This is a genomic window from Niveispirillum fermenti (genome assembly GCF_052474395.1).
In genome coordinates this window covers 139909-160167 of sequence record NZ_CP156678.1, presented here as the reverse complement: position 1 = coordinate 160167, position 20259 = coordinate 139909, and the positions used below count along the sequence as shown (strand labels likewise).

The window sequence follows — 20259 nt, the reverse complement described above, 5'->3', positions numbered from 1 at the left end:
GGCGCGGCAGCTATGCCACCCGGGCGTGGATATTGCCCTGGCGCGGCCATGCGGTTACCACGGGTGCGTGTGGATTTCATCAGCTTTCTTCCTGCCGGAGCGACTTCCTTGGTCTTTCGTGACAGCAGTGCCGGAACGGGCGGCCCGGATGGCCGCAACCGCCGCGATCTCAAGCCCCTGCGGCTGCTCTGGCCCTTTTTGAAGCCCTATGGCATGGCCATGGCGGGGGCCACGCTGGCCCTTGTCGTGGCGGCGGGCACCGTGCTGGGCCTGGGGCAGGGGCTGAAGGCCCTGGTCGATCGCGGATTCGCGGCCGGCAATGCCGACCTGCTGAACCAGGCGCTGTTGGTCATGCTGGTGGTCATCGTACTGCTGGGGGTCTCCACCTTCACCCGATTCTATCTGGTGTCCTGGATCGGGGAACGGGTGGTGGCCGATATAAGGCGCAAGGTGTTCGACCATCTGGTCACCCTGTCGCCCTCCTTCTTCGAGACGACGCGCACGGGCGAGGTGCTGTCGCGCCTGACCACCGATACCACGCTGCTCCAGCAGGTGATCGGCACCAGCGTATCCATCGCGCTGCGCAACGCGCTGATGCTGGTCGGCGGCCTGGCGCTGCTGGCCCTGACCAGTGCCAAGCTGACGGGGCTGGTACTGCTGGTCGTGCCGCTGGTCGTGGCGCCCATCGTGGTGTTCGGGCGCAAGGTGCGCACCCTGTCGCGGGCCAGCCAGGATGCGGTCGCCGATATCGGCAGCACGGTGGACGAGGTGCTGGGCGGCATCCGCACGGTCCAGGCCTTCGGCCGCGAGCCGATGGAGGTGCGCCGCTTCGCCGACCGGGTGGAGGAGACGGTTGCCGTCTCCCTGCGGCGCATCCGCGCCCGCTCCTGGCTGACCATGCTGGTCATCGTGCTGGTGTTCGGGGCCATCGGCATGGTGCTGTGGATCGGCGGGCATGATGTCATCGCCGGGCGCATCAGCCCCGGCCAGCTTTCCGCCTTCATCTTCTATGCCGTCATGGTGGCGGGCGCGGTCGGCGCCCTGTCCGAGGTGGCCAGCGACCTGTCGCGCGCGGCCGGCGCCACGGAAAGGCTGTTCGACCTGCTGGCCACCGTTCCCGACATCCGCGCCCCTTCCCATCCGCTGCCCCTGCCGGTGCCGACGCGGGGGGAGGTCGTGTTCGATGGCGTGTCCTTCAACTATCCCTCCCGCCCCCGGGACAGCGCGCTGTCGGGTCTGGATCTGGTCATCCATCCGGGCGAGCGGGTGGCGCTGGTGGGACCCAGCGGGGCCGGCAAGACCACGATCTTCCAGTTGCTGCTGCGTTTCTATGACCCGCAGGCCGGCGTGATCCGGCTGGACGGCGTTGACATCGCCCGGACGGACCCGGCCGACCTGCGGGCCCGCATCGGCATCGTGCAGCAGGAACAGGTGATCTTCTCGGCCAATGCCATGGAGAATATCCGCTATGGCCGGCCGGGGGCCACGGATGCGGAGGTGCGTCAGGCCGCCATCGCCGCCCATGCCCTGGATTTCATCGAAGCCATGCCGGAAGGGTTCGACACCTTCCTGGGCGAGAAGGGGGTGCGCCTGTCCGGCGGCCAGCGCCAGCGCATTGCCATCGCCCGCGCCATCCTGCGCGATGCCCCCGTGCTGCTGCTGGACGAGGCGACATCGGCGCTGGACGCGGAAAGCGAGCGCGCTGTGCAGGCGGCGCTGGACGGGCTGATGAAGCGGCGGACCACCCTGATCATTGCCCACCGGCTGTCCACCATTGTCAATGCCGACCGTATCGTCGTGCTGGAGGCGGGCCGCGTGGTGGAGACGGGACGGCATGAGGAACTGATCCGCCGCAACGGCCTTTATGCCCGGCTGGCCGCGCTCCAGTTCGACCGGGGCTGACGCGCAAGGCTTCTCCCGCTTCCCCTCCCCCGTGTGACGTCACACACCCTGTCACACAGGGGGGGCGCGCGCATGGCTGCCGGCAACGGCGCACCGCGCCTGCCGTGCCCTCCCCCCACACGGGATGGTCGGGCGTGCTTGTCCGGAAATCCGCACGCGCGGCCCTGGAAATTGTCCGGATTTCCCGACAGACCGGCAGCCGGCCGGACGCCAAGTCCTTGAAAAGATGAAGACCACCCCTCTGGCACGCGACGTGCTCTGAAGGGGGCACGAAGGGCGGGACGGGGCCGGGGGCTCCCAACCCACCGATGGTCAACATCGAAACGGGAGAAGCGACATGGCCCAGGGTGCCAGCGTCACGGCCGCGCCGGTGGCGCGCGGGAAATTCTATCACAGCCTTTATGTGCAGGTGCTGGGCGCCATCGCCATCGGCATCGCGCTGGGCCATTTCTATCCGTCCATCGGCGAGAGCATGAAGCCGCTGGGCGATGCCTTCATCAAGATGATCAAGATGCTGATCGCCCCGATCATCTTCTTCACCGTCGTGCATGGCATCGCCGGGATGGAGGACATGAAGAAGGTCGGTCGCGTCGGCCTGAAGGCGCTGATCTATTTCGAGGTGCTGACCACCGTCGCCCTGATCCTGGGCATGGTGATCGTCAACCTGTGGCAGCCCGGTGCCGGCATGAATGTCGACCCCGCCGCGCTGGACACGAAGTCCATCGCCGCCTATGCCGCCAAGGCGCAGGAACAGGGCACGGTGGCTTTCCTGATGCATGTCATCCCCACCACCGTGGTCGGCGCCTTCGCCGAGGGGGAGATCCTGCAGGTGCTGTTCATCTCCGTCCTGTTCGCCTTCGGCCTGCACGGCCTGGGGGATCGCGGCCGGCCGCTTCTGCACATGATCGACCAGGCGTCGGGCGTGTTCTTCCGCATCGTCGCCATCCTGATGAAGGCCGCCCCCATCGGCGCGTTCGGCGCCATGGCCTTCACCATCGGCAAGTACGGGGTGGAGACGCTGGTCTCGCTGGGCCAGTTGATGGCCGCCTTCTATGTCACCTGCCTGATCTTCATCTTCGGCGTGCTGGGCATCGTGGCACGGGCGGCGGGCTTCTCCATCACCCGCTTCATCCGCTACATCAAGGAGGAGCTGCTGATCGTGCTGGGCACCTCCTCCTCCGAAAGCGCCCTGCCGCGCATGATGACCAAGCTGAACAGGCTGGGGGTGGAGAAGTCGGTCGTGGGGCTGGTCGTGCCCACGGGCTATTCCTTCAACCTGGATGGCACCTGCATCTATCTGACCATGGCCGCCATCTTCCTGGCGCAGGCGACCAATACGGACCTGACCATCTGGCAGGAACTGGGCATCCTGGCCGTGCTGCTGCTGACCTCCAAGGGGGCGGCCGGTGTCACGGGATCGGGCTTCATCGTGCTGGCGGCCACCCTGGCCACGGTCGGGCATATCCCCGTCGCCTCCATCGCGCTGATCCTGGGTGTGGACCGTTTCATGTCCGAAGCCCGCGCGCTGACCAACCTGATCGGCAACGGCGTCGCCACGCTGGTGGTCGCCAAGTGGGAAGGTGCGCTGGATACCGACAAGCTGGCCGCCGAACTGGCCAACCCGACCGGGATCGAGGAGGCGGAGCGCCCGCGCGCCGTGATGGCCCCGGCGGAGTGACGCCGGGCGCCGCCACCCGGCGGCCGGCTGGAGATAGAGCTTTCCGGCCGCGACGGCCTTGCCCTATCCTGGACCTGCCATGAGCCAACCCGAAACCGATCGTGCCAGGAACAGGGTGAAGACCGGCCTGATCGCGGCGGCCTTCGCCCTGTCGGCGTTCCTGCTGGCCTGGGCCGGTGGGGCGCTGGCCGCGCGGCTGGCCCGTGACAATCTGGCCGAAGCGGCGGGCCCGCGCCGCGCCCTTTATGTCGCCGGCCTGCGCAGCGAGCTGACGCGGCACGAGACGCTGCCCGCCATCCTGGCCCTGTCGCAGACCCTGCGCCGCGTGCTGCATGCGCCCGATGATCCCGCCGCCGTGGCGGAAGCCAACCTCTATATGGAGCGGATCGCCGACCGGACGGGGGCGGCGGCGCTTTATCTTCTGGATACGGGCGGCACCACGCTGGCGGCCAGCAACTGGCGCCGGCCCGACAGTTTCGTCGGCCGCAATTTCGCCTATCGTCCCTATTTCCGCGAGGCGCTGGCCGGCGGGTCGGGACGCTTCTATGGCATTGGCACGACCAGCCGGGAGCCCGGCCATTATTTCGCCCGCGCGCTGGAGGATGGCGCCCTGACATTGGGCATCACGGTGGTCAAGGTGTCGCTGGCGCCCGTGGAGCGGTCCTGGGCCCAGGCGGCCGACCCGATCCTGGTGGTGGACGCCAACGGCGTCGTCATCCTGTCTTCCAACCCGGACTGGACCTTCCGCATGCTGGCGGCCCCGACGGCGGCGGAGCAGGTGCGGCTGGCCGATACCCGCCAGTATGAGGGGGTGCGGCTGCGGCCGCTGGACTGGCGCCCGGGACCGGACGGCACGGCATCCCTGGCCGGCCTGCCCGACCGGTATCTGGTGACCGGCAGCGCCGTGGAGGGGACGCCGTGGCGGCTCTACCTCCTGTCCAGCCTGGACGGGGTGGACCTGGCCCGTGACATCGGCCGCACGGCCGGGGTCGGGCTGACGGCGCTGCTGGCGCTGGCCTGGCTCTATTGGCGGCAGCGGCGGCGGACGCGGCTGGCCTGGCGGCGGGCGGCGGCGGCGCTGGAGGGGCAGGTCGCGGCCCGCACGGCCGAACTGGTCGCCGCCAACCAGGACCTGCACCGTGCCCAGGACGGGCTGGTGCAGGCGGCCAAGCTGGCGGCACTGGGCCAGTTGTCGGCCGGCATCACGCATGAGCTGAACCAGCCGCTGGCCGCCTTGCGCACCTTTTCCGACAATGCCGCGACCTTCCTGGAGCGCGGCCGGCTGGACCGGGTGGCAGAGAATCTGCGCCATATCGCCGGGCTGACCGAACGCATGGCGCGGATCACCGGCCAGCTTCGCACCTTCGCCCGCCGGTCCGACAACCGGCCGGAGAATGTGCCGCTGGCCCGCGCCATCGATAATGCCCTGACCCTGCTGGTGGAAAAGACGCGGCGCACGGGGGCGGTGATGGTGATCGACCTGCCAGAGGGGCTGCCGGCGGGCGGACAGGTGCGCTGCGACCCCCTGCGGCTGGAGCAGGTGCTGGTGAACCTGCTGGGCAATGCGCTGGATGCCGTGGCCGGGGCGCCCGTCCGCCGGGTGCGGGTGACGGCCGGGCCGGCGGCGGCGGCCGGGCGGCTGCGCCTCGACATTGCCGACAGCGGCCCCGGCATCGCACCCGCCGACATGCCCCGCCTGTTCGAGCCGTTCTTCACCACCAAGGCGCCGGGACTGGGCCTTGGTCTGGGGCTGGTGATTTCGGCCGGCATCATCCGCGACCATGATGGTAGCCTGTCGGCGGCCAATGGTCCCGATGGCGGGGCGGTCTTCAGCGTGGAGTTGCCCGTGGGGGAGCAAGCATGAAGGACAGCGCGCCGCGCATCCTGCTGGTGGAGGATGACGACGCCGTGCGCCTGGGCGTGGAACAGGCGCTGGAACTGGCCGACCTGCCCGTCACGGCCTTCGCCGCGGCCGAGCCGGCGCTGGCGGCGCTGGGCCGGGAGGGCGGCGACCTGCTGGTCACCGATGTCCGCCTGCCCGGCATGGATGGGCTGGCCCTGCTGCGGGCCGCCCTGGAGCATGACCCGGACCTGCCGGTCATCCTGATGACGGGGCATGGCGATATCGCCATGGCCGTGGGCGCCATGCGGGATGGCGCCTATGACTTCATCGAGAAGCCCTTTGCCTCCGACCGGCTGGTGGCGACCGTCACCCGCGCGCTGGAAAAGCGCCGGCTGGCGGCAGAGGTGGGGGTGCTGCGCCGGGCGCTGACCCGGCAGGACGGGCTGGACGCCGTCCTGCTGGGCCGGTCCCCCGCCATGATGGCCGTCAAGCACCTGATCCGCCAGGTGGCCGATACGGGTGCCGACGTGCTGATCCTGGGGGAGACGGGCAGCGGCAAGGAGATGGTGGCCCGCGCCCTGCACCAGTTCTCCAACCGCGCCGCGAAGCCCTTCGTCGCCATCAATTGCGGCGCCATTCCCGACAGCATGGTGGAGAGCGAGCTTTTCGGGCACGAGGCCGGCGCCTTCACCGGGGCGGCCAGGACCCGCATCGGCAAGCTGGAATTCGCCGATGGCGGCACCGTCTTCCTGGACGAGATCGAAAGCATGCCACTGGCAGCACAGGTGAAGCTGCTGCGTGTCCTGCAGGACCGGCGCGTGGAGCGGCTGGGCGCCAACCGGTCCATCGCGCTGGATATCCGCTTCGTGGCGGCGACGAAGGAGGATCTGGGAGCCCTGTCGAAGCAGGGCCGGTTCCGCGAGGATCTCTATTTCCGGCTTAATGTCGTGCCCCTGGCGCTCCCGCCGCTGCGCGACCGGCGGGAGGATATCGCCCTGCTGCTGGACCATTTCCTGCTGCTGGCCGCCGACCGGCTGGGCCGCCCGCCCGCCCTGGTGCCGGCCGCCGACCGGCAGGCCCTGCTGGCGCATGACTGGCCCGGCAATGTGCGCGAACTGCGCAACGCCGCCGACCGGGCAGCGCTGGGCCTGCCGGCCCTGATGCGGGGGGCGGCCGTGGTGGAGGCGGGGCTGGCCGCCCAGGTGGAGGCGTTCGAGCGCCAGTTGATCCGCATCGCCCTGATGGAGATGCAGGGCGATGTCGCGGCGGCGGCGGACCGGCTGGGCGTGCCCCGGAAGACGCTTTACGACAAGCTGAAGCGGCTGGCGATCGATATGGACGATTTCCGCCCGTCACGCCCCGTCCGTTGAATCGCGGCGCACCAGCTTGTAGCCCAGCAGCTTCTGTTCCGGCCCGTCCCCGGCGCGCGGCGCCTGGGACCGGGTGCGCAGGGCATTGGCCAGCACCATGACGGCGGCCTTGCCCATGGCGGCGATGGGCTGGCGGATCGTGGTCAGGGCGGGCCAGACCGTGGTGGCGATCAGCGTATCGTCGAAGCCGGCCACGGCCACGTCGCCCGGCACATCCAGACGCAACCGGTGCGCCACCGAAATGGTGGCGGCGGCCATGTCGTCATTGGCGGCGAAGATGGCCGTGGGCCGCGGATCGGCCGCCAGCAGCCTTTCCGCCGCCATCAGGCCCGAGGCATAGTCGAACTGTCCCTGTTCGGTCAGGATGTCGGCATCGCCGATGCCGGCCGCCTGGCAGGCATCCAGGAACCCGTGCAGGCGCATGTCGCTGGCCGACTGGTTGCGGTTGCCCTTGATGAAGCCGAGCCGCCGGTGCCCCTGGCCGATCAGGTGTTCGGTCATCTGCCGGGCGGCGGCGTAATTGTCGATGCGGATGGTCGGCATCGTGGGGTTGGGACGCCCCGTGGCCACGGCCACGGCCAGCACGCCCGCCGCCTCCAGCAGGGAGAGGATGGGTTTGGACTCACAGAGCGGTGGCGGCAGGATGAAGGCGTTGACGCCGCCCTGCAGAAGCCGGGTGACGGCGGCAGCGGCCTTGGCCGTGCCGGCGCATTTCTCCACGACGAGCTGATGGCCCTCCCGGCTGCTCTCATCCAGCGCGCCCACCAGGAATTCCGACAGATAGGCGGATGACGGGTTGGAATAGAGCAGGCCGATGCGCAGCACCTCCGACCCCGCCAGCCGGCGGGCGGCGGGATTGGGGGTGTAGTTCAGTTCGCGGATGGCCGCTTCCACCAGGGCGCGGGTATTGTCGTTGACCTTGTCATCCTTGTTGATGACGCGCGACACGGTCATGGACGAAACGCCGGCCCGTGCCGCCACCTCCCGGATGGTGACCGCCTGTGTACCCCGCCGCCGCTGTCTTTCCGCCATCGCCTGCCCCTGAACCCGAAACGCCGGAGTTCCTTATCCGCCCTGTGCGGGTGTTAGCGCAACCGTTCAATGGTTCTGTCCGGGGTGTGGACGGCGCGGGCTCCAGCTTTCAATCCCCGGAAAGGAAGGACAATCTTTCAAACCCTTCGGGACTGGCTTTCAAACCCTTCGGGACCGGGCGTCCTCTCCCCCCCCCCGTACACCAGTTGCCGGCCGTTTTCGAAATGGCCGTCGGACAGCGGATCTGCCGCACAAAAGCCGGTGGCATCGAGGTCAGATCAACTGTGGCTGTCTTTGGCTGATAATGGCGGCGTGATTTTTCGCCCCTTCCATGCTGTGCCCCCATGGGGGCGCTGATGTGTTGAGCCTGGGTTGGGCGGGCTTATACCGTTTTGCGATGATCAGAACCTGTTGGCTCTAATCATCGCCCTCAGCGCCCGCCGCGGGCAGCACGAAATCGGTCAGCAGACGTTCGGACAGGCCGTGGGCATCCCGGACCCGGAAATTCGTGGTCGTGATGGTCACGACGATATGCAGCCGGGGGAATACCACGACCTTGTTGCCGCCCATGCCATTCATCAGCCAGGCGAGCTCCTCGCCCTGTGCCGTCTTCAGGCGCTTGATCCACCAGAGATATCCGTAGTCCGTCTGGTCATCGACCTGGGCCTGGGGGCTGGTCGAGGCGCGGACCCAGTCGGCGGAGATCAGGCGCTGGCCCTGCCAGATGCCGCCATCCAGATAGAGCTGCCCCAGCTTCAGCAAATCCCGGCTGCGCAGGCCCAGGCCGCCGCCCGTCATGGCGTCGCCCTTGGGGGTGAACTGCCACTCGACCGGGCCGAACTGCATCGGCCCGAACAGGCGCTGCTGGGCATAATCCTGGACGGTCTTGCCCGTGGCGCGCTGAATGATCGGCCCCAGCGTCGTAGCGCCCGCCGTACAATAGCTCCAGCTTCGCCCATGCGGCGACCGGGCCGGCGGCGACTCCCAGGCAGGGAAACCCCTGATCGGCAGGTCGAGCGTGAACCTGACCCAATCCTCGATCAGGTACATCCGCTCCTCGTTCCCGCGGGAGTAGGAGTTGCTGTCATTGCATTCGAGCAGCGAGCTCATGGTGAGGAAATCCTCCACCGTGATCCTATCCTTGCGCGGATCGGGATTCTGGAGGGGCTGCAGCTCGGGAAAGAAGGCGGTGACCGAGGATTTGACACTGGTCAGCGCCCGGTCGCCGATCGCCAGACCCACAAGCATGCCGGTGACGGTCTTCGTCACCGAGCGCGTGTTCCGGCGGGCGTCGCGGCCACCCTCATCGAAATAATGTTCATAGACCAGACGCCCGTTGCGGGCGATGACGACGCTGGTGACCCTCTGGAAGTCACCCTTTTCGATGGCGGCCGTCATGGCATCCAGACGTGCGGGGTCGAGGCCCCCGGATTGTGCATCGACGACCGCCCAATCCTGAGCAGGGGATTGCGCCAGGGCCGGCGCCATGGAGAAGAGGCACAGGGCAATGAGTGCCCATCTGGAAACCCGCCTGTTCATGCTTCCCCCCCTGGTCGTGCCATCGCGATGCATGGCATATTGTTGGCCATAGTCGGACGGCAGGCACCAGGGCCAATTCAAGGCTTGCGGGTGAACCGGTCGGCCGGGGCCACGCTCTGCCCTCCCAAGTTTCCGGCCAGACTCTTATACTATTTTGCGGTGATCAGAACCGACGGTCCTGATCAATGCTGCCCTTGTACCAGCGGCCGAAAACCCTGACCGGTGGTCAGGATTTTCGGCACCTCAATCGCCGGTGCCCCCATCCGTTGGCGTGGCTATGCCGCATCAGACGACCGTCAGCGCCACGGGCTTCAGATCCACGCTGTCGAAGCCGGTGCTGATGGTGAACAGGCCGGGTTCCACCTCGCGCTTCATGTCCATGTTCCAGATCGCCAGATCGTCCGGCGTCAGGGTGAAGCGCAGGGTGGTTTGTGCCCCGGCATCCAGCGTCACACGCTGGAACCGTTTCAGTTCCTTGATGGGGCGGGTGATGCTGGCCTCCTCGTCGCGCAGATAGAGCTGGACGACCTGATCGGCCCGGCGCCGGCCGGTATTGCGAATGGTGACGGACACCTCCACGCTGTCCCCCACGGCGATGGAGGAACGCGACAAGGACGGGGTGTCCATGTCGAAGGTGGAATAGGTCAGGCCGAAGCCGAACGGGTATAGCGGCGTGATGTCATCGAACAGATAGCCGCGCCGCGCCGACGGCTTGGCATTGTAGTAGACGGGCAACTGGCCCACGGAACGCGGGATGGTGATGGGCAGCTTGCCGCCCGGCGACACCCGGCCGAACAGCACATCGGCCACGCCGTTGCCCGTCTCCTGCCCCAGATACCAGCCTTCCAGCAGGGCATGGGCTTTTTCCGCCAGGCGGTTCACGGCCAGCGGCCGGCCGTTCAGCAGCAGCACGATGACGGGCTTGCCCAGCTTGAACATCTCCTCGGCCAGTTCGGACTGCTTGCCGAACAGGTCCAGGCTGGCGCGGTCGCCCAGATGGTTGGTGGCCCAGGCCTCACGGCTCAACTGCTCGTTCTCGCCCAGCACCAGCAGGATGGCGTCGGCGTTCGCCGCCTTGGCGACGGCTTCCCGGATCAGGGGGGCATTCTCCTCGTCCGGGACGGGGATGACCTCGTCCTCCTCCCATACCCGGGTGCGGGTCAGACGCACGCCTTCGGCATAATCGACTGTCAGCGCCGGGCCGGCAGCGGCCTTGACGCCTTCCAGCACGGAGACGACATGGCGCGGCACCTCCGAATAGCCGCCGATGGGCGTGTCCACGGCGTGGGTGCCGACCACCAGCAGCCTGCCGGCCCTGCCGGGATCAAGCGGCAGTGTCTGCTGCTCGTTCTTCAGCAGCACGATGGACCGGGCCGCCGCCTCACGCGCCAGGGCGACGGCGTCGGGCAGGGCGGTCAGCCGGTCGGCGGCCTTCGGATCGACATAGGGTTCCTCGAACAGCCCCGCCTCGAATTTCAGGCGCAGGATGCGGCGCACGGCCTGGTCGATCCGTTCCTCCGCCACGCGGCCGGCGCGGACCAGTGCCGGCAAGGCGGGGAACGCCTCCCCATCCGGCAATTCGACATCCACCCCGGCTTCCAGCGCCCGGACGGCGCCCTCGTCCAGGTCCCTGATCATGTGGTGGACCGTCTTCAGTTCGCGGATGGCGAAATAATCGCTGACGACGGCGCCCTCATACCCCCATTCGCCGCGCAGCACATCGGTCAGCAGCCATTTGCTGACATGGCTGGGCACACCGTCCACCTCGTTGTAGGAGGCCATGACGGACCGGATGGGCAGGGTCTTCACGGCCCGTTCGAAGGGCAGCAGGAAATTCTCGCGCAGGGTGCGTTCCGAAATGGGCGCGGGACCGACATTGGTGCCGCTTTCCGGCTGGCCATGGCCTGTCAGATGCTTCAGCGTGACCAGGACCTTGTCCTTGGCCAGCGGCAGGGTCGTGCCCTGGAAACCGCGCATGGAGGCCAAGCCCATCTCGGCCACCAGCCACGGGTCCTCGCCATAGGTTTCCTCCGTCCGGCCCCAGCGCGGGTCGCGCACGATGTCCACGACGGGCGACAGGGCCAGATGCACGCCGCGCAGGCGCATTTCCCGTGCCGCCACGCTGAAGATGCGCTCCACCATCTCGGTGTCGAAGGAACTGGCCAGCGCGATCGATTGCGGGAAGCTGGTGGCGCCGCGGCCCACGAACCCGTGCAGCGCCTCCTCGTGAAAGATCAGCGGGATGCCGAGCCGCGTCTTCTCCACGGCCCATTTCTGGGCGGTATTGGCATAGGTGGCGGCCTCCAGCCCCTCCCGGTTGACGATATTGGCCTTGGCCCCGGCCGCGATGGGGGCGCCATCGCGATCCACGGCGCCCACACGGTCGCCGGGACGGGAAAGCTGGCCCAGCCCGTTGGGGAAATTCTTCGATGCCAGGCGGGCATCGAAGCCGCCCTTGGCATTGTGGACCTTCTTCTTGTCCTGCCAGATGCCGATCATCTGGGCGACCTTCTCCTCCAGCGTCATGCGCTTCAGCAGGTCCTCCACCCGGTCGGCGATGGGCAGCGACGGGTCGCGATAGGGTTCGCGCCCGCGCGCGAACGCCATGCCGGCAGGCACGGAAGCGGCGGAGGTGAGCGCCAGCAGGCTGGCGCCGAACAGTCGGCGGGACAGCTTGGGGGTCGTCGGCAAGGTTTCCTCCCTGGGAACGTCAGCGTTGAGGTCGCCCTCTTCTGGAGCGATGGTAGCGCTATCATTGTGGCAAGTGGCGGGGATGTCAATGCAAGTCGGGCCGGACGGGGTGCTTTTCGGTCCGGCCTATCGCACCGGCAGTTCGAACGGGCCGGCCGGCAGCCGCGCCTCGTCATAGAGCGTGCAGACCGGGCTGTCGGCCCAGCAATAGCGCACCCGCACGGCCGGCCCGTCGCCCACCGCCAGCGCCACATTGTCGCCCGCCAGGGTGGCGTCGACATAGCGGCAGGTGCCGGGTGCGGCGTCACACAGTTCGAACCCGACGGGCCGGTGGCTGGACAGGGATTGCAGGGTGCCGGTGATGCCCGTGAAACGCACCGTCACCGTGCCGCCCTGGCGCGTGGCGTCCAGCGGCAGGGGACCGGACGGGGCCACGTCCTGGCCCAGCAGCAGGCCGCGCGCCGCATGCGCCAGACGGCGGGCCACACCCTGCTTGTTGGCGGGGTGGATGTCGTACCAGTCACCCAGCCCCATGGACACGGCCAGTGCGGCATTGCCGTCCGCGTCCACGGCTGCGCGCTGCGACCAGCGCAGCCGCGCCCAGTTGCTTTCCACGGGCTTGCCGGCGGCCGGATAGCCCCATTCGGGCAGTTGCACGATCAGGAAGGGCAGGTCCTGGCCGAACTGCCGGCGCCAGCCGGCCATCATGCCGGCCAGCAGCGACCGGTATTGTTCCGGCCGGGCCCAGTTGCTCTCGCCCTGGTACCAGATGGCGGCCCGCAGCCCATAGGGGCCGATGGGCGCCACCATGGCGTTATGGATGCGCGACAGCCCGTCCACCGTGCCCCAGGGCGCGCGGGGCACCGCGGCCGTGTCCACGGGCGTCGGTTTGTATTCCCAGGGGGTCCGCAGCGGGAGCAGGGTGCCGTCTGCCAGTTCGATGGCCTGCGCCTCGGCCGATCCGTAAAGGCCGCCATCGCCATAGCCGTCCAGGATGGCCAGGGTGATGGTGTTTTCCCCCGGTTTCAGCAGGCCGGCGGGCAGGGGATAGCGGCGGGGGTCGCCCGGCCCGTACTGGCTGCCCAGCGGCTGGCCATTCACCCAGGTGACGTCCAGATCATCCACGGGGCCCAGCCGCAGGGCGACCGCATTGCGGGCCTGTTCGGGCATCAGCGTGACGCCGGCCCGCATCCAGGCCAGGCCGTTATAGTCGGCCATTTCCGGCACGCCCCAGCTTTCCCAGGGCTTGAAGGTGGCGGGGGCGGTGCGCCATCCTTCGCCGCTGCCCAGGGGTTCGGCCCAGGGCTGCCCGGTGCCCGTGCGGCCCCACCAATCCTGCCACTCCGTGATGAAGCCGCGCACCCCCGCGACGTCGCCGCGCACAAACCGGGCCTGATGGTCCAGCGCGGCGGCATAGTCACCCTGGCGGCGCAGGTCCTGCGTGCCCATCCAGGCCTCGATCATCGAGCCGCCCCAGGCGCTGGCGATCAGGCCCACGGGCACATTGGTCAGCTTGCGCATCTCGCGCCCGAAGAAATAGCAGACGGCCGACATGTCGGGCACCGTCTGGGGCGTCACGGCCCGCCAGGCGACGGGCTGGGCGAAGCCATAGGCCGGCGCGTCCGCCACCATCTTGTCCACCGCCAGATAGCGGATATGCGGATGGTTGGCGCGGCCCGTCTCGCTCCAGGCATCCAGGGAACGATGTACCTGCATTTCCATGTTGGACTGCCCGGCACAAAAATAGACGTCTCCCACCAGCATGTCGGTCGCCGATTGCTGCGCGGTGGCCGTGCGCGCCGTCAGCGTAAAGGGGCCGCCCGGTGCCAGGGCCGGCAGGGTGGCCTGCCAATGGCCGTCGCGCCCCGCCCTGGCCGTGGCACTGGTCTGCGCGGCACCGGCCTGCCCGATGCCCACCGTCACCGTCTCCCCCGGCCGTGCCGTGCCCCAGACGGGGACCGGCCGGCCGTGCTGCAGGACGCCGTGATCCTGGAACATCGGGTGCAGCAGCGGGGCCGGCGCATCGGCCGGGGCGGGCAGGGGGGCGAGCAGCAGGGCGGCCAGCCCGAAACCAAGGGCTGCGCCTGCGTATCTGCGCGAGGAACCATTGCCGGTCATCGGCCGTCTCCCGGTGCGAAGGGGAAGGAAAGGGACTGGTAGTGGGAAAGGGGGTACGGCGGCGGGGCCTCCCCCGGCGGCAGGGGTAGCCCGTTGATCGATTGCCAATAGGCGACGCTGGCATCCCGCCACCATTGCGCCTCCTGCCGCTGTATGGCGAGGAAGGTCGACACCTCCTTGAAGCGGGCGGCGTCGATGCGGCCTTCCAGCCCCTGCCAGCGGGTGATCATGTCGTCGACGGCGGCGATGCCGCGACCGTACCGGTGCAGCAATTCCGCCCAGACGGTCCGGCCCGTGGACAATTTCCGGTCCCACCGCAGATGGTGGAACCAGAGCAGCAGGTCCGGCGGCGTGGTTTCCACCTTGTCGAACCGGTCGGCAACCGGCCCGGCATATTGGGAGACGGCATCGCTGCCCCGGCGCGTGCGGTCGAAGCCGATCCCGTCCTTCGTGGCGCGATGGAAATAGACGGATGTCCAGTCGGCGCGCGGCCCGCCATCGACCCAGGGACCCGGCCCGTAATGATGGCCGCGGCCCATCAGGTGGTGCAGGCCGAGCGGCGTCATGTAATCCACCACGGCCTGATGCGACGGCAGCATCATGGCCAGCACCGGTTCCAGCACGGCCGGGTCGGGGCTGAAACTGGCCGCGATCCATTCCCGCGCGATGGCTTCCGATGACAGCCCATGGTTCCAGGCCAGCCGGCCATAGGCGTACCAGTTGGCCTGATCGAAGGTGGAACCGGACCAGTTGCGGTCGCTGCCGATATTGGCCACGCCGGCCATGGCCGACAGGCCGTGCCCGTCCAGGCTGCCATCCGCCACCCGGGCCACCGTGGACCCGCGGGCGGGACGGAACGTGTCGGCGTCCAGCGCCTCCTTGTACATCGGGGCCAGATAGGCCAGATGCGTGGCGAAGCCCAGATATTCCTTGGTGATCTGGAATTCCATCATCAGTTTGGTCTTCGGCATGGCGCCGAACAGCGGATGGAAGGGCTCCCGCGGCTGGAAATCGATGGGGCCGTTCTTGACCTGCACCAGCACATTGTCGCGGAACGACCCGTCCAGCGGCACGAACTCGGCATAGGCCTGCTTGGCGCGGTCGTCAGGCACCTCGTCGCTATAGACGAAGGCCCGCCACATCACGATGCCGCCATGCGGGGCCAGGGCGTCGGCCAGCATGTTGGCCCCGTCGGCATGGGTCCGGCCATAATCCTGCGGGCCGGGCTGGCCTTCGGAATTGGCCTTGACCAGGAAGCCGCCGAAATCCGGGATGCGGGCATAGATCTCCGCCACCTTGGCCCCCCACCAGGCGGCGACGGCCGGGTCCAGCGGATCGGCATGCGGCAGGCCGCCGATCTCCTTGGGCGCGGAGAAGCGGGCCGTCAGATAGACCCGGATGCCATAGGGCCGGAAAATGTCGGCCAGGGCTGCGACCTTGTCCAGGTAGGGGGCTGTCAGGATGGTGGCGTTGGCATTGACATTGTTCAGCACGGTGCCGTTGATGCCAATGGAGGCGTTGGCGCGGGCGTAATCCTCGTATCGCGGGTCGTGCCAGTCGGGCAGCCGGTGCCAGTCCCAGATCGATTGCCCGGCATAGCCGCGTTCCACATACCGGTCCAGATTGTCCCAATGGTTCAGGATGCGCCGTTCGATCCGCGGGACCTCCCGGATGTTCAGCGTGTCCAGCCGGGCGCCCGTCTGTGCCAGGCGCAGCAGATGATAGGCGCCATAGAGCAGTCCCGTTCCCCCCTGTGCCGCCAGCACGGTGCGCGGGCCGATAGTGCGGATGACATAGCCGTCCGGCCCCAGGTCCGACAGGTCCAGCCGCAGGGCCCGGATGGCCGGGTCGTCGCCGGTGCCGACCAGCAGCGGCCCCTCGGTGCCGATCGGCACCGCCCGTCCCAGCAGGCCCGACAGGCCGCGCGACAGTTCGGCTGCCGCCAGTCCCTCCGGTGCGGTCGTGGCGATGGCCGAAAGCCGCGCTTCCGCCCCCGCCAGGGCCGTGCCCGTCAGCGGGCGGAAGCGCAGCCAGAGATCATAGCCATCTTCGGCCAGTGCCGGGGCCGACAGGCCGATGACCAGCAGCAGGCCCGCCATAAGGCGTCGAAACATGCTCAATCCAACCTCCCATTCCTTCGGCCCCGGTTTTGTGGAAGACGGGCCGTTCCTGATGGTTTTCGGCACCTCAAGCGCCGGAAGCGCGGCTGCCCGCTCAGAGCCGGTAGGCCTTCTTTGCCAGCCCATAGGCCAGGTCGCGGGCCAGTTCCGCTGCCTCCGCCTCGTCCAGCCGGTGTTCGGCCACCAGCCGCGCCAGGAAGGCGCAATCGGCGCGCCGGGCCACGTCATGCCGGGCAGGGATGGAGGGGAAGGCGCGGGTGTCGTCGTTGAAGCCGACAATGTTGTAGAAGCCCGCCGTCTCCGTCATCTGCTCGCGGAAACGGCGCATGCCTTCGGGACTGTCATGGAACCACCAGGGCGGCCCCAGACGCAGCGCCGGGTAATGCCCGGCGAGCGGCGCCAGTTCGCGGGCATAGGTCGTCTCGTCCAGCGTGAACAGGATGATGGTCAGGTCCCGCTCGTTGCCATAGCGCGCCAGCAGCGGCCGCAGGGAGCGCACGAATTCCGCGGCCGCCGGCATGTCGTCGCCCCGGTTGGGGCCGAACCGGCCTGTGACCAGCGGATTATGGTGGCGGGCGACGCCGGCATGGATCTGCATGACCATGCCATCCTCAAGGCTCATGCCCGCCATCTCGGTCAACATCTGGGCCCGGAAAAGCTCGGCGTCGGCCGGATCGAAGCGCCCGGACAGCACCCGCGCGAACAGGGCGGCCGCCTGGTTGGGCGACAGGTCCGCCGTGGCCGGCGTGGGGTGGCCATGGTCGGTGGCGGTCGCCCCGCAGGCCCGGAAATCCCGCCGCCGCTGGCGCAGCGCATCCAGGAAGCCGGCCCAGCCTTCCGTGTCCTGACCCGTCATGGCGCCCAGTGCCTGCACATGGGTCCGGAAGCCCGGCTGGTCGGGGTCGGTCACCTGATCGGGCCGGAAGGTGGTGATGACCCGCCCGCGCCAGCCGCTGGCCGCCAGCGCCTTGTGATGGGCCAGGTCGTCCAGCACCCCTTCGGTGGTGGCCAGCACCTCGATGTTGAACCGTTCGTACAAGGCGCGGGGCCGGTATTCCGGCCGGCCGAGGCAGGCGGCGATATGGTCATGGACGGCAGCGGCATTGCCGGGCGACAGCACCTCGTCCACGTCGAACAACTGCTTCAGCGACTGTTCCCACCAGAGGCGGGTCGGCGTGCCCCGGAACAGGTGCCAGTGGGCCGACACCGTGGCCCAGATGCGCCGCGAATCCGCCTCCACCGGCGCACCATCCAGGCGGGGAACGCCAAGAGCCTCCAGCGGCACACCCTGGCTGTAGAGCATGCGCAGCAGATAATGGTCAGGCGTGACCAGCAGGCTGGCCGGATCGGCGAAGGGCGCATTCCCCGCGAACCAGGCCGGGTCTGTATGGCCATGCGGGCTGATGATCGGCAGGTCGCGGATGTCGGCATAAAGCCGCCGCGCAATGGCGCGGGTACCCGGATCGGCCGGGAACAGGCGATCTTCGTGCAGCAAGGCGGTTTCCCCCTACCCGTCGGCGCCGGTGTTGGCCCCGGTCGCCGGTCGGGGATGCGGCGCATCCCGGAAGGATCATGGTAGCGCTATCAATTTTATGCAAGGGGCTGCCTGATCCATACTGGTATGGTAGTATGGATCGGTCGCGGCGGCAACGCCCTTGTTGCCGCCCCCTTGTTGCCGCCTATGACCGAACCAGGGCCAGCAGCGGTTCGAAGGCGTAAAGGGCGGGGCGCCGGCCCGACGCCGGTTCCACGATTTTCAGGAGTCCTGCATCGGCGAGGACTCGTGTGAATTTGTGGGCGGTGGGGACCGGTATTCCGGACCGGCTGGTGAAAGTGCTGTTGCGGAACACAGGACGGGTAAAGATGAAATCCAGGGCGCTGATGGTCCATTTGGAGGATAGGATGTCCCGGAACCGCTCCTTCATCGCCTCATAAAGGAGGGCTATCCTTTCCGCTGTTTCCAGATTCTGCCGCGCCTGGGTTTCAAGGGCGGAGAGGAAGAACAAGACCCATTCATCCCAAGCGCCCGACGCCGATGCCGCCCGCATACGGTCGATATACTCATCCTTGTTTTGCTCGAAAAAGTCGCTGATGTAGAAGTAGGGCTGACTGATGACGCCGGCCTTCCACAGCATCAGGGGAATGATCATGCGGCCGATGCGGCCGTTGCCATCCTTGAACGGGTGCAGTGCCTCGAATTCCAGATGGGCCAATGCCGTGCGGATCAGAATTTCCTGATCATCATCCGCCATATATCGGAACAGCGCCTCCATCCCGTCATTCAGGAATTCCGGACTGATCGGTACGAAAAGAATTTGTCGACGCAACCGGTCGGCCAGATAGTTCTGTTCCGTCTTGAATTCGCCAGGCGATTGATGAGCGCCCCGGCCAAAGCCTAACAGGACCCGGTGCGCTGACCGGACCAGCCAACTGCAGATCGGCAAGCCATCCTGGATGCTTTTCTGAGCCATGTCCATGGCGCGGCTGTAAAGATAAACCTCCACCGCTTCGCTTCGCGCGTTGCCATGGGCCGCATCCGCATCCTCGTCATATTCAGCTTCGATGCGCAGAACCTCGTCCAGGGTACTGACCGTTCCTTCCATGCGCGACGAGATGACGGCTTCCTGGCTACGCAGCGGTGCCAGCAGAATATCATTGTTATGCATGCTTTTGAGCATCTGGTCATAACGCGCCAGTGCTGCGGTTGCTCGCGTCAGCGGCTTCATGATCCGTGCATAGTCGCTGATCGCCGGGGGGAACTTCCCATAATGATACTGGACCGCTTCACCAAGGTCGTATCCGTTCGGAGTCTTGCTTCCCGTCATCACGTGCTTCCGTGTTGCATCCTGCCGACTGTATCTGCGGGAATATCGATAGACTATGGAGTTTGTGTGTGAAAAATCAAAGAATATGATAGACAAGTGACCTTGTCTGTCGAAAATGAGAGCCAAACTGGCTTGTCTGTCAAAATTCCCGGTTTTCGACAGACAAGCCAGTTTGTGTCACCAGATCGATAGCCAAACCGGCTTGTCTATCAAAATTCCGGCTTTCCGATAGACAAGCTGGTGTGCGCCCCTTGGCCCAGCCGTTTTTACCGCTAACATTATGCTTGACCCTTTCTGGTATGGTAGTATACATGAATGGTAACGGCAGCGACATTGCTATGATTGCCGCCGATCTCCACCCTTGAACGGGTGCCGGGGGATCGGGAATGAATTTCAGGGGGGTGAACGCTTGGAACGGGACCAGCAAAGGCCCGGCCTGCGGCCGATCGACATGGACAGCAGCGAACCCGTGGCGCGCCGCGTCTTTCGGGAATTGCGCCGTGCCATTGTCCGCATGGCCTTCCTGCCGGGGCAGGCCCTGTCGGAACAGGATATCGCCGACCAGCTGGGCGTGTCGCGCCAGCCGGTGCGGGAGGCCTTCATCAAGCTGTCGGAGGCGGGGTTGCTGCTGATCCGGCCGCAGCGCGGTTCCTTCATCGTGAAGATCTCGGTGCGGCAGGTGTTCGATGCCCGTTTCGTGCGCGAGGCGGTGGAGGTGGCCGTCGTCGCCCGTGCCGCGGCCGAGGCGGCGGCGCGGCATATTGATGAGTTCCGCGACAACCTGAAGCAACAGGCCGATGCCGTGGCCGACCGCGACCATGGCCGTTTCATGGAACTGGATGAAGCCTTTCACCGCGCCATCGCGTTATCCGTGGGCTGCGACTATGCCTGGCGCGTGGTGGAGGAGACGAAGGCCCAGATGGACCGGGCCCGCTATCTTTCCATTGCCGACACCACGCCCCTGCCGCGCCTGATCGCGCAGCACACGGCTGTGGTGGATGCCATCGCCGCGCATGACGGCGAGGCGGCCCAGGCGGCCATGCGCACCCATTTGCGGGAAATCCTCACCTCCCTGCCGGAGCTGGAGAAACGTTTTCCCGCCCTGTTCAACCATGATGTTCCGGAGACGCCGTAAACCTTG

The 20259-nt window shown here is 67.4% G+C and carries 12 protein-coding genes; 5 read left to right on the top strand and 7 right to left on the bottom strand.

Going from position 1 to position 20259, the window contains the following annotated elements; translation table 11 throughout:
- Positions 1–108 precede the first annotated feature (108 nt).
- The 4 genes from ABC728_RS00665 (at position 109) to ABC728_RS00650 (ending at position 6793) form a co-directional block, all read left to right on the top strand.
- A complete protein-coding gene (locus tag ABC728_RS00665) occupies positions 109–1902 on the top strand; it encodes an ABC transporter transmembrane domain-containing protein (RefSeq protein WP_416621428.1) in 1794 nt (597 codons plus the stop codon).
- Positions 1903–2239: 337 nt separating this feature from the next.
- On the top strand, positions 2240–3580 hold the full coding sequence (locus ABC728_RS00660) for a dicarboxylate/amino acid:cation symporter (protein WP_416621427.1): 1341 nt from the start codon (positions 2240–2242) through the stop codon (positions 3578–3580).
- Positions 3581–3659: 79 nt separating this feature from the next.
- Positions 3660–5444 carry a sensor histidine kinase gene (locus ABC728_RS00655; protein WP_416621426.1) on the top strand — a complete coding sequence of 595 codons (1785 nt, stop codon included), beginning with the start codon at positions 3660–3662 and terminating at the stop codon, positions 5442–5444.
- Positions 5441–6793 (top strand): sigma-54-dependent transcriptional regulator, encoded by a 1353-nt coding sequence (locus ABC728_RS00650; protein WP_416621425.1) that lies wholly within the window; start codon positions 5441–5443, stop codon positions 6791–6793. Before ABC728_RS00655 ends, ABC728_RS00650 begins: the two co-directional genes overlap by 4 nt.
- Here the strand turns inward: ABC728_RS00650 and ABC728_RS00645 are convergent.
- The 7 genes from ABC728_RS00645 to ABC728_RS00615 form a co-directional block, all read right to left on the bottom strand.
- Entirely contained in the window at positions 6776–7825 is a 1050-nt protein-coding gene (locus ABC728_RS00645; RefSeq protein WP_416621424.1) for a LacI family DNA-binding transcriptional regulator, read from the bottom strand. The two genes, ABC728_RS00650 and ABC728_RS00645, sit on opposite strands and share 18 nt — an antisense overlap.
- Positions 7826–8242: 417 nt before the next feature.
- Positions 8243–9223, bottom strand: a complete 981-nt coding sequence (locus tag ABC728_RS00640; protein WP_445376313.1) for a serine hydrolase domain-containing protein — start codon at positions 9221–9223, stop codon at positions 8243–8245.
- Between the two features lie 426 nt (positions 9224–9649).
- Positions 9650–12055 (bottom strand): glycoside hydrolase family 3 N-terminal domain-containing protein, encoded by a 2406-nt coding sequence (locus ABC728_RS00635; protein WP_416621422.1) that lies wholly within the window; start codon positions 12053–12055, stop codon positions 9650–9652.
- 126 nt (positions 12056–12181) lie between these two features.
- Positions 12182–14173 carry a sialate O-acetylesterase gene (locus ABC728_RS00630; RefSeq protein ID WP_416621421.1) on the bottom strand — a complete coding sequence of 664 codons (1992 nt, stop codon included), beginning with the start codon at positions 14171–14173 and terminating at the stop codon, positions 12182–12184.
- Positions 14170–16287 carry an alpha-glucuronidase family glycosyl hydrolase gene (locus tag ABC728_RS00625; protein ID WP_416621420.1) on the bottom strand — a complete coding sequence of 706 codons (2118 nt, stop codon included), beginning with the start codon at positions 16285–16287 and terminating at the stop codon, positions 14170–14172. Before ABC728_RS00625 ends, ABC728_RS00630 begins: the two co-directional genes overlap by 4 nt.
- Before the next feature lie 100 nt (positions 16288–16387).
- A complete protein-coding gene (uxaC, locus tag ABC728_RS00620) occupies positions 16388–17788 on the bottom strand; it encodes a glucuronate isomerase (RefSeq protein ID WP_416621419.1) in 1401 nt (466 codons plus the stop codon).
- A 184-nt stretch (positions 17789–17972) separates the two neighbouring features.
- A complete protein-coding gene (locus ABC728_RS00615; protein WP_416621418.1) occupies positions 17973–19118 on the bottom strand; it encodes a Fic family protein in 1146 nt (381 codons plus the stop codon).
- A 409-nt stretch (positions 19119–19527) separates the two neighbouring features.
- Between ABC728_RS00615 and ABC728_RS00610 the strand changes: the two genes are divergently transcribed.
- The gene (locus tag ABC728_RS00610) at positions 19528–20253 is read left to right on the top strand and encodes a GntR family transcriptional regulator (RefSeq protein WP_416621417.1); all 726 of its coding nucleotides are present in this window, start codon (positions 19528–19530) and stop codon (positions 20251–20253) included.
- Positions 20254–20259: the final 6 nt, after the last annotated feature.

What these genes read in the sequence shown, in the direction of transcription:
- ABC728_RS00660 (WP_416621427.1), top strand. Translation starts at nt 2,240, where the DNA reads ATGGCCCAGGGTGCCAGCGTCACGGCCGCGCCGGTGGCGCGCGGGAAA.
- ABC728_RS00655 (WP_416621426.1), top strand. Translation starts at nt 3,660, where the DNA reads ATGAGCCAACCCGAAACCGATCGTGCCAGGAACAGGGTGAAGACCGGC.
- ABC728_RS00650 (WP_416621425.1), top strand. Translation starts at nt 5,441, where the DNA reads ATGAAGGACAGCGCGCCGCGCATCCTGCTGGTGGAGGATGACGACGCC.
- ABC728_RS00645 (WP_416621424.1), bottom strand. Translation starts at nt 7,825, where the DNA reads ATGGCGGAAAGACAGCGGCGGCGGGGTACACAGGCGGTCACCATCCGG.
- ABC728_RS00640 (WP_445376313.1), bottom strand. Translation starts at nt 9,223, where the DNA reads ATGACGGCCGCCATCGAAAAGGGTGACTTCCAGAGGGTCACCAGCGTC.
- ABC728_RS00630 (WP_416621421.1), bottom strand. Translation starts at nt 14,173, where the DNA reads ATGACCGGCAATGGTTCCTCGCGCAGATACGCAGGCGCAGCCCTTGGT.
- ABC728_RS00625 (WP_416621420.1), bottom strand. Translation starts at nt 16,287, where the DNA reads ATGTTTCGACGCCTTATGGCGGGCCTGCTGCTGGTCATCGGCCTGTCG.
- ABC728_RS00615 (WP_416621418.1), bottom strand. Translation starts at nt 19,118, where the DNA reads ATGACGGGAAGCAAGACTCCGAACGGATACGACCTTGGTGAAGCGGTC.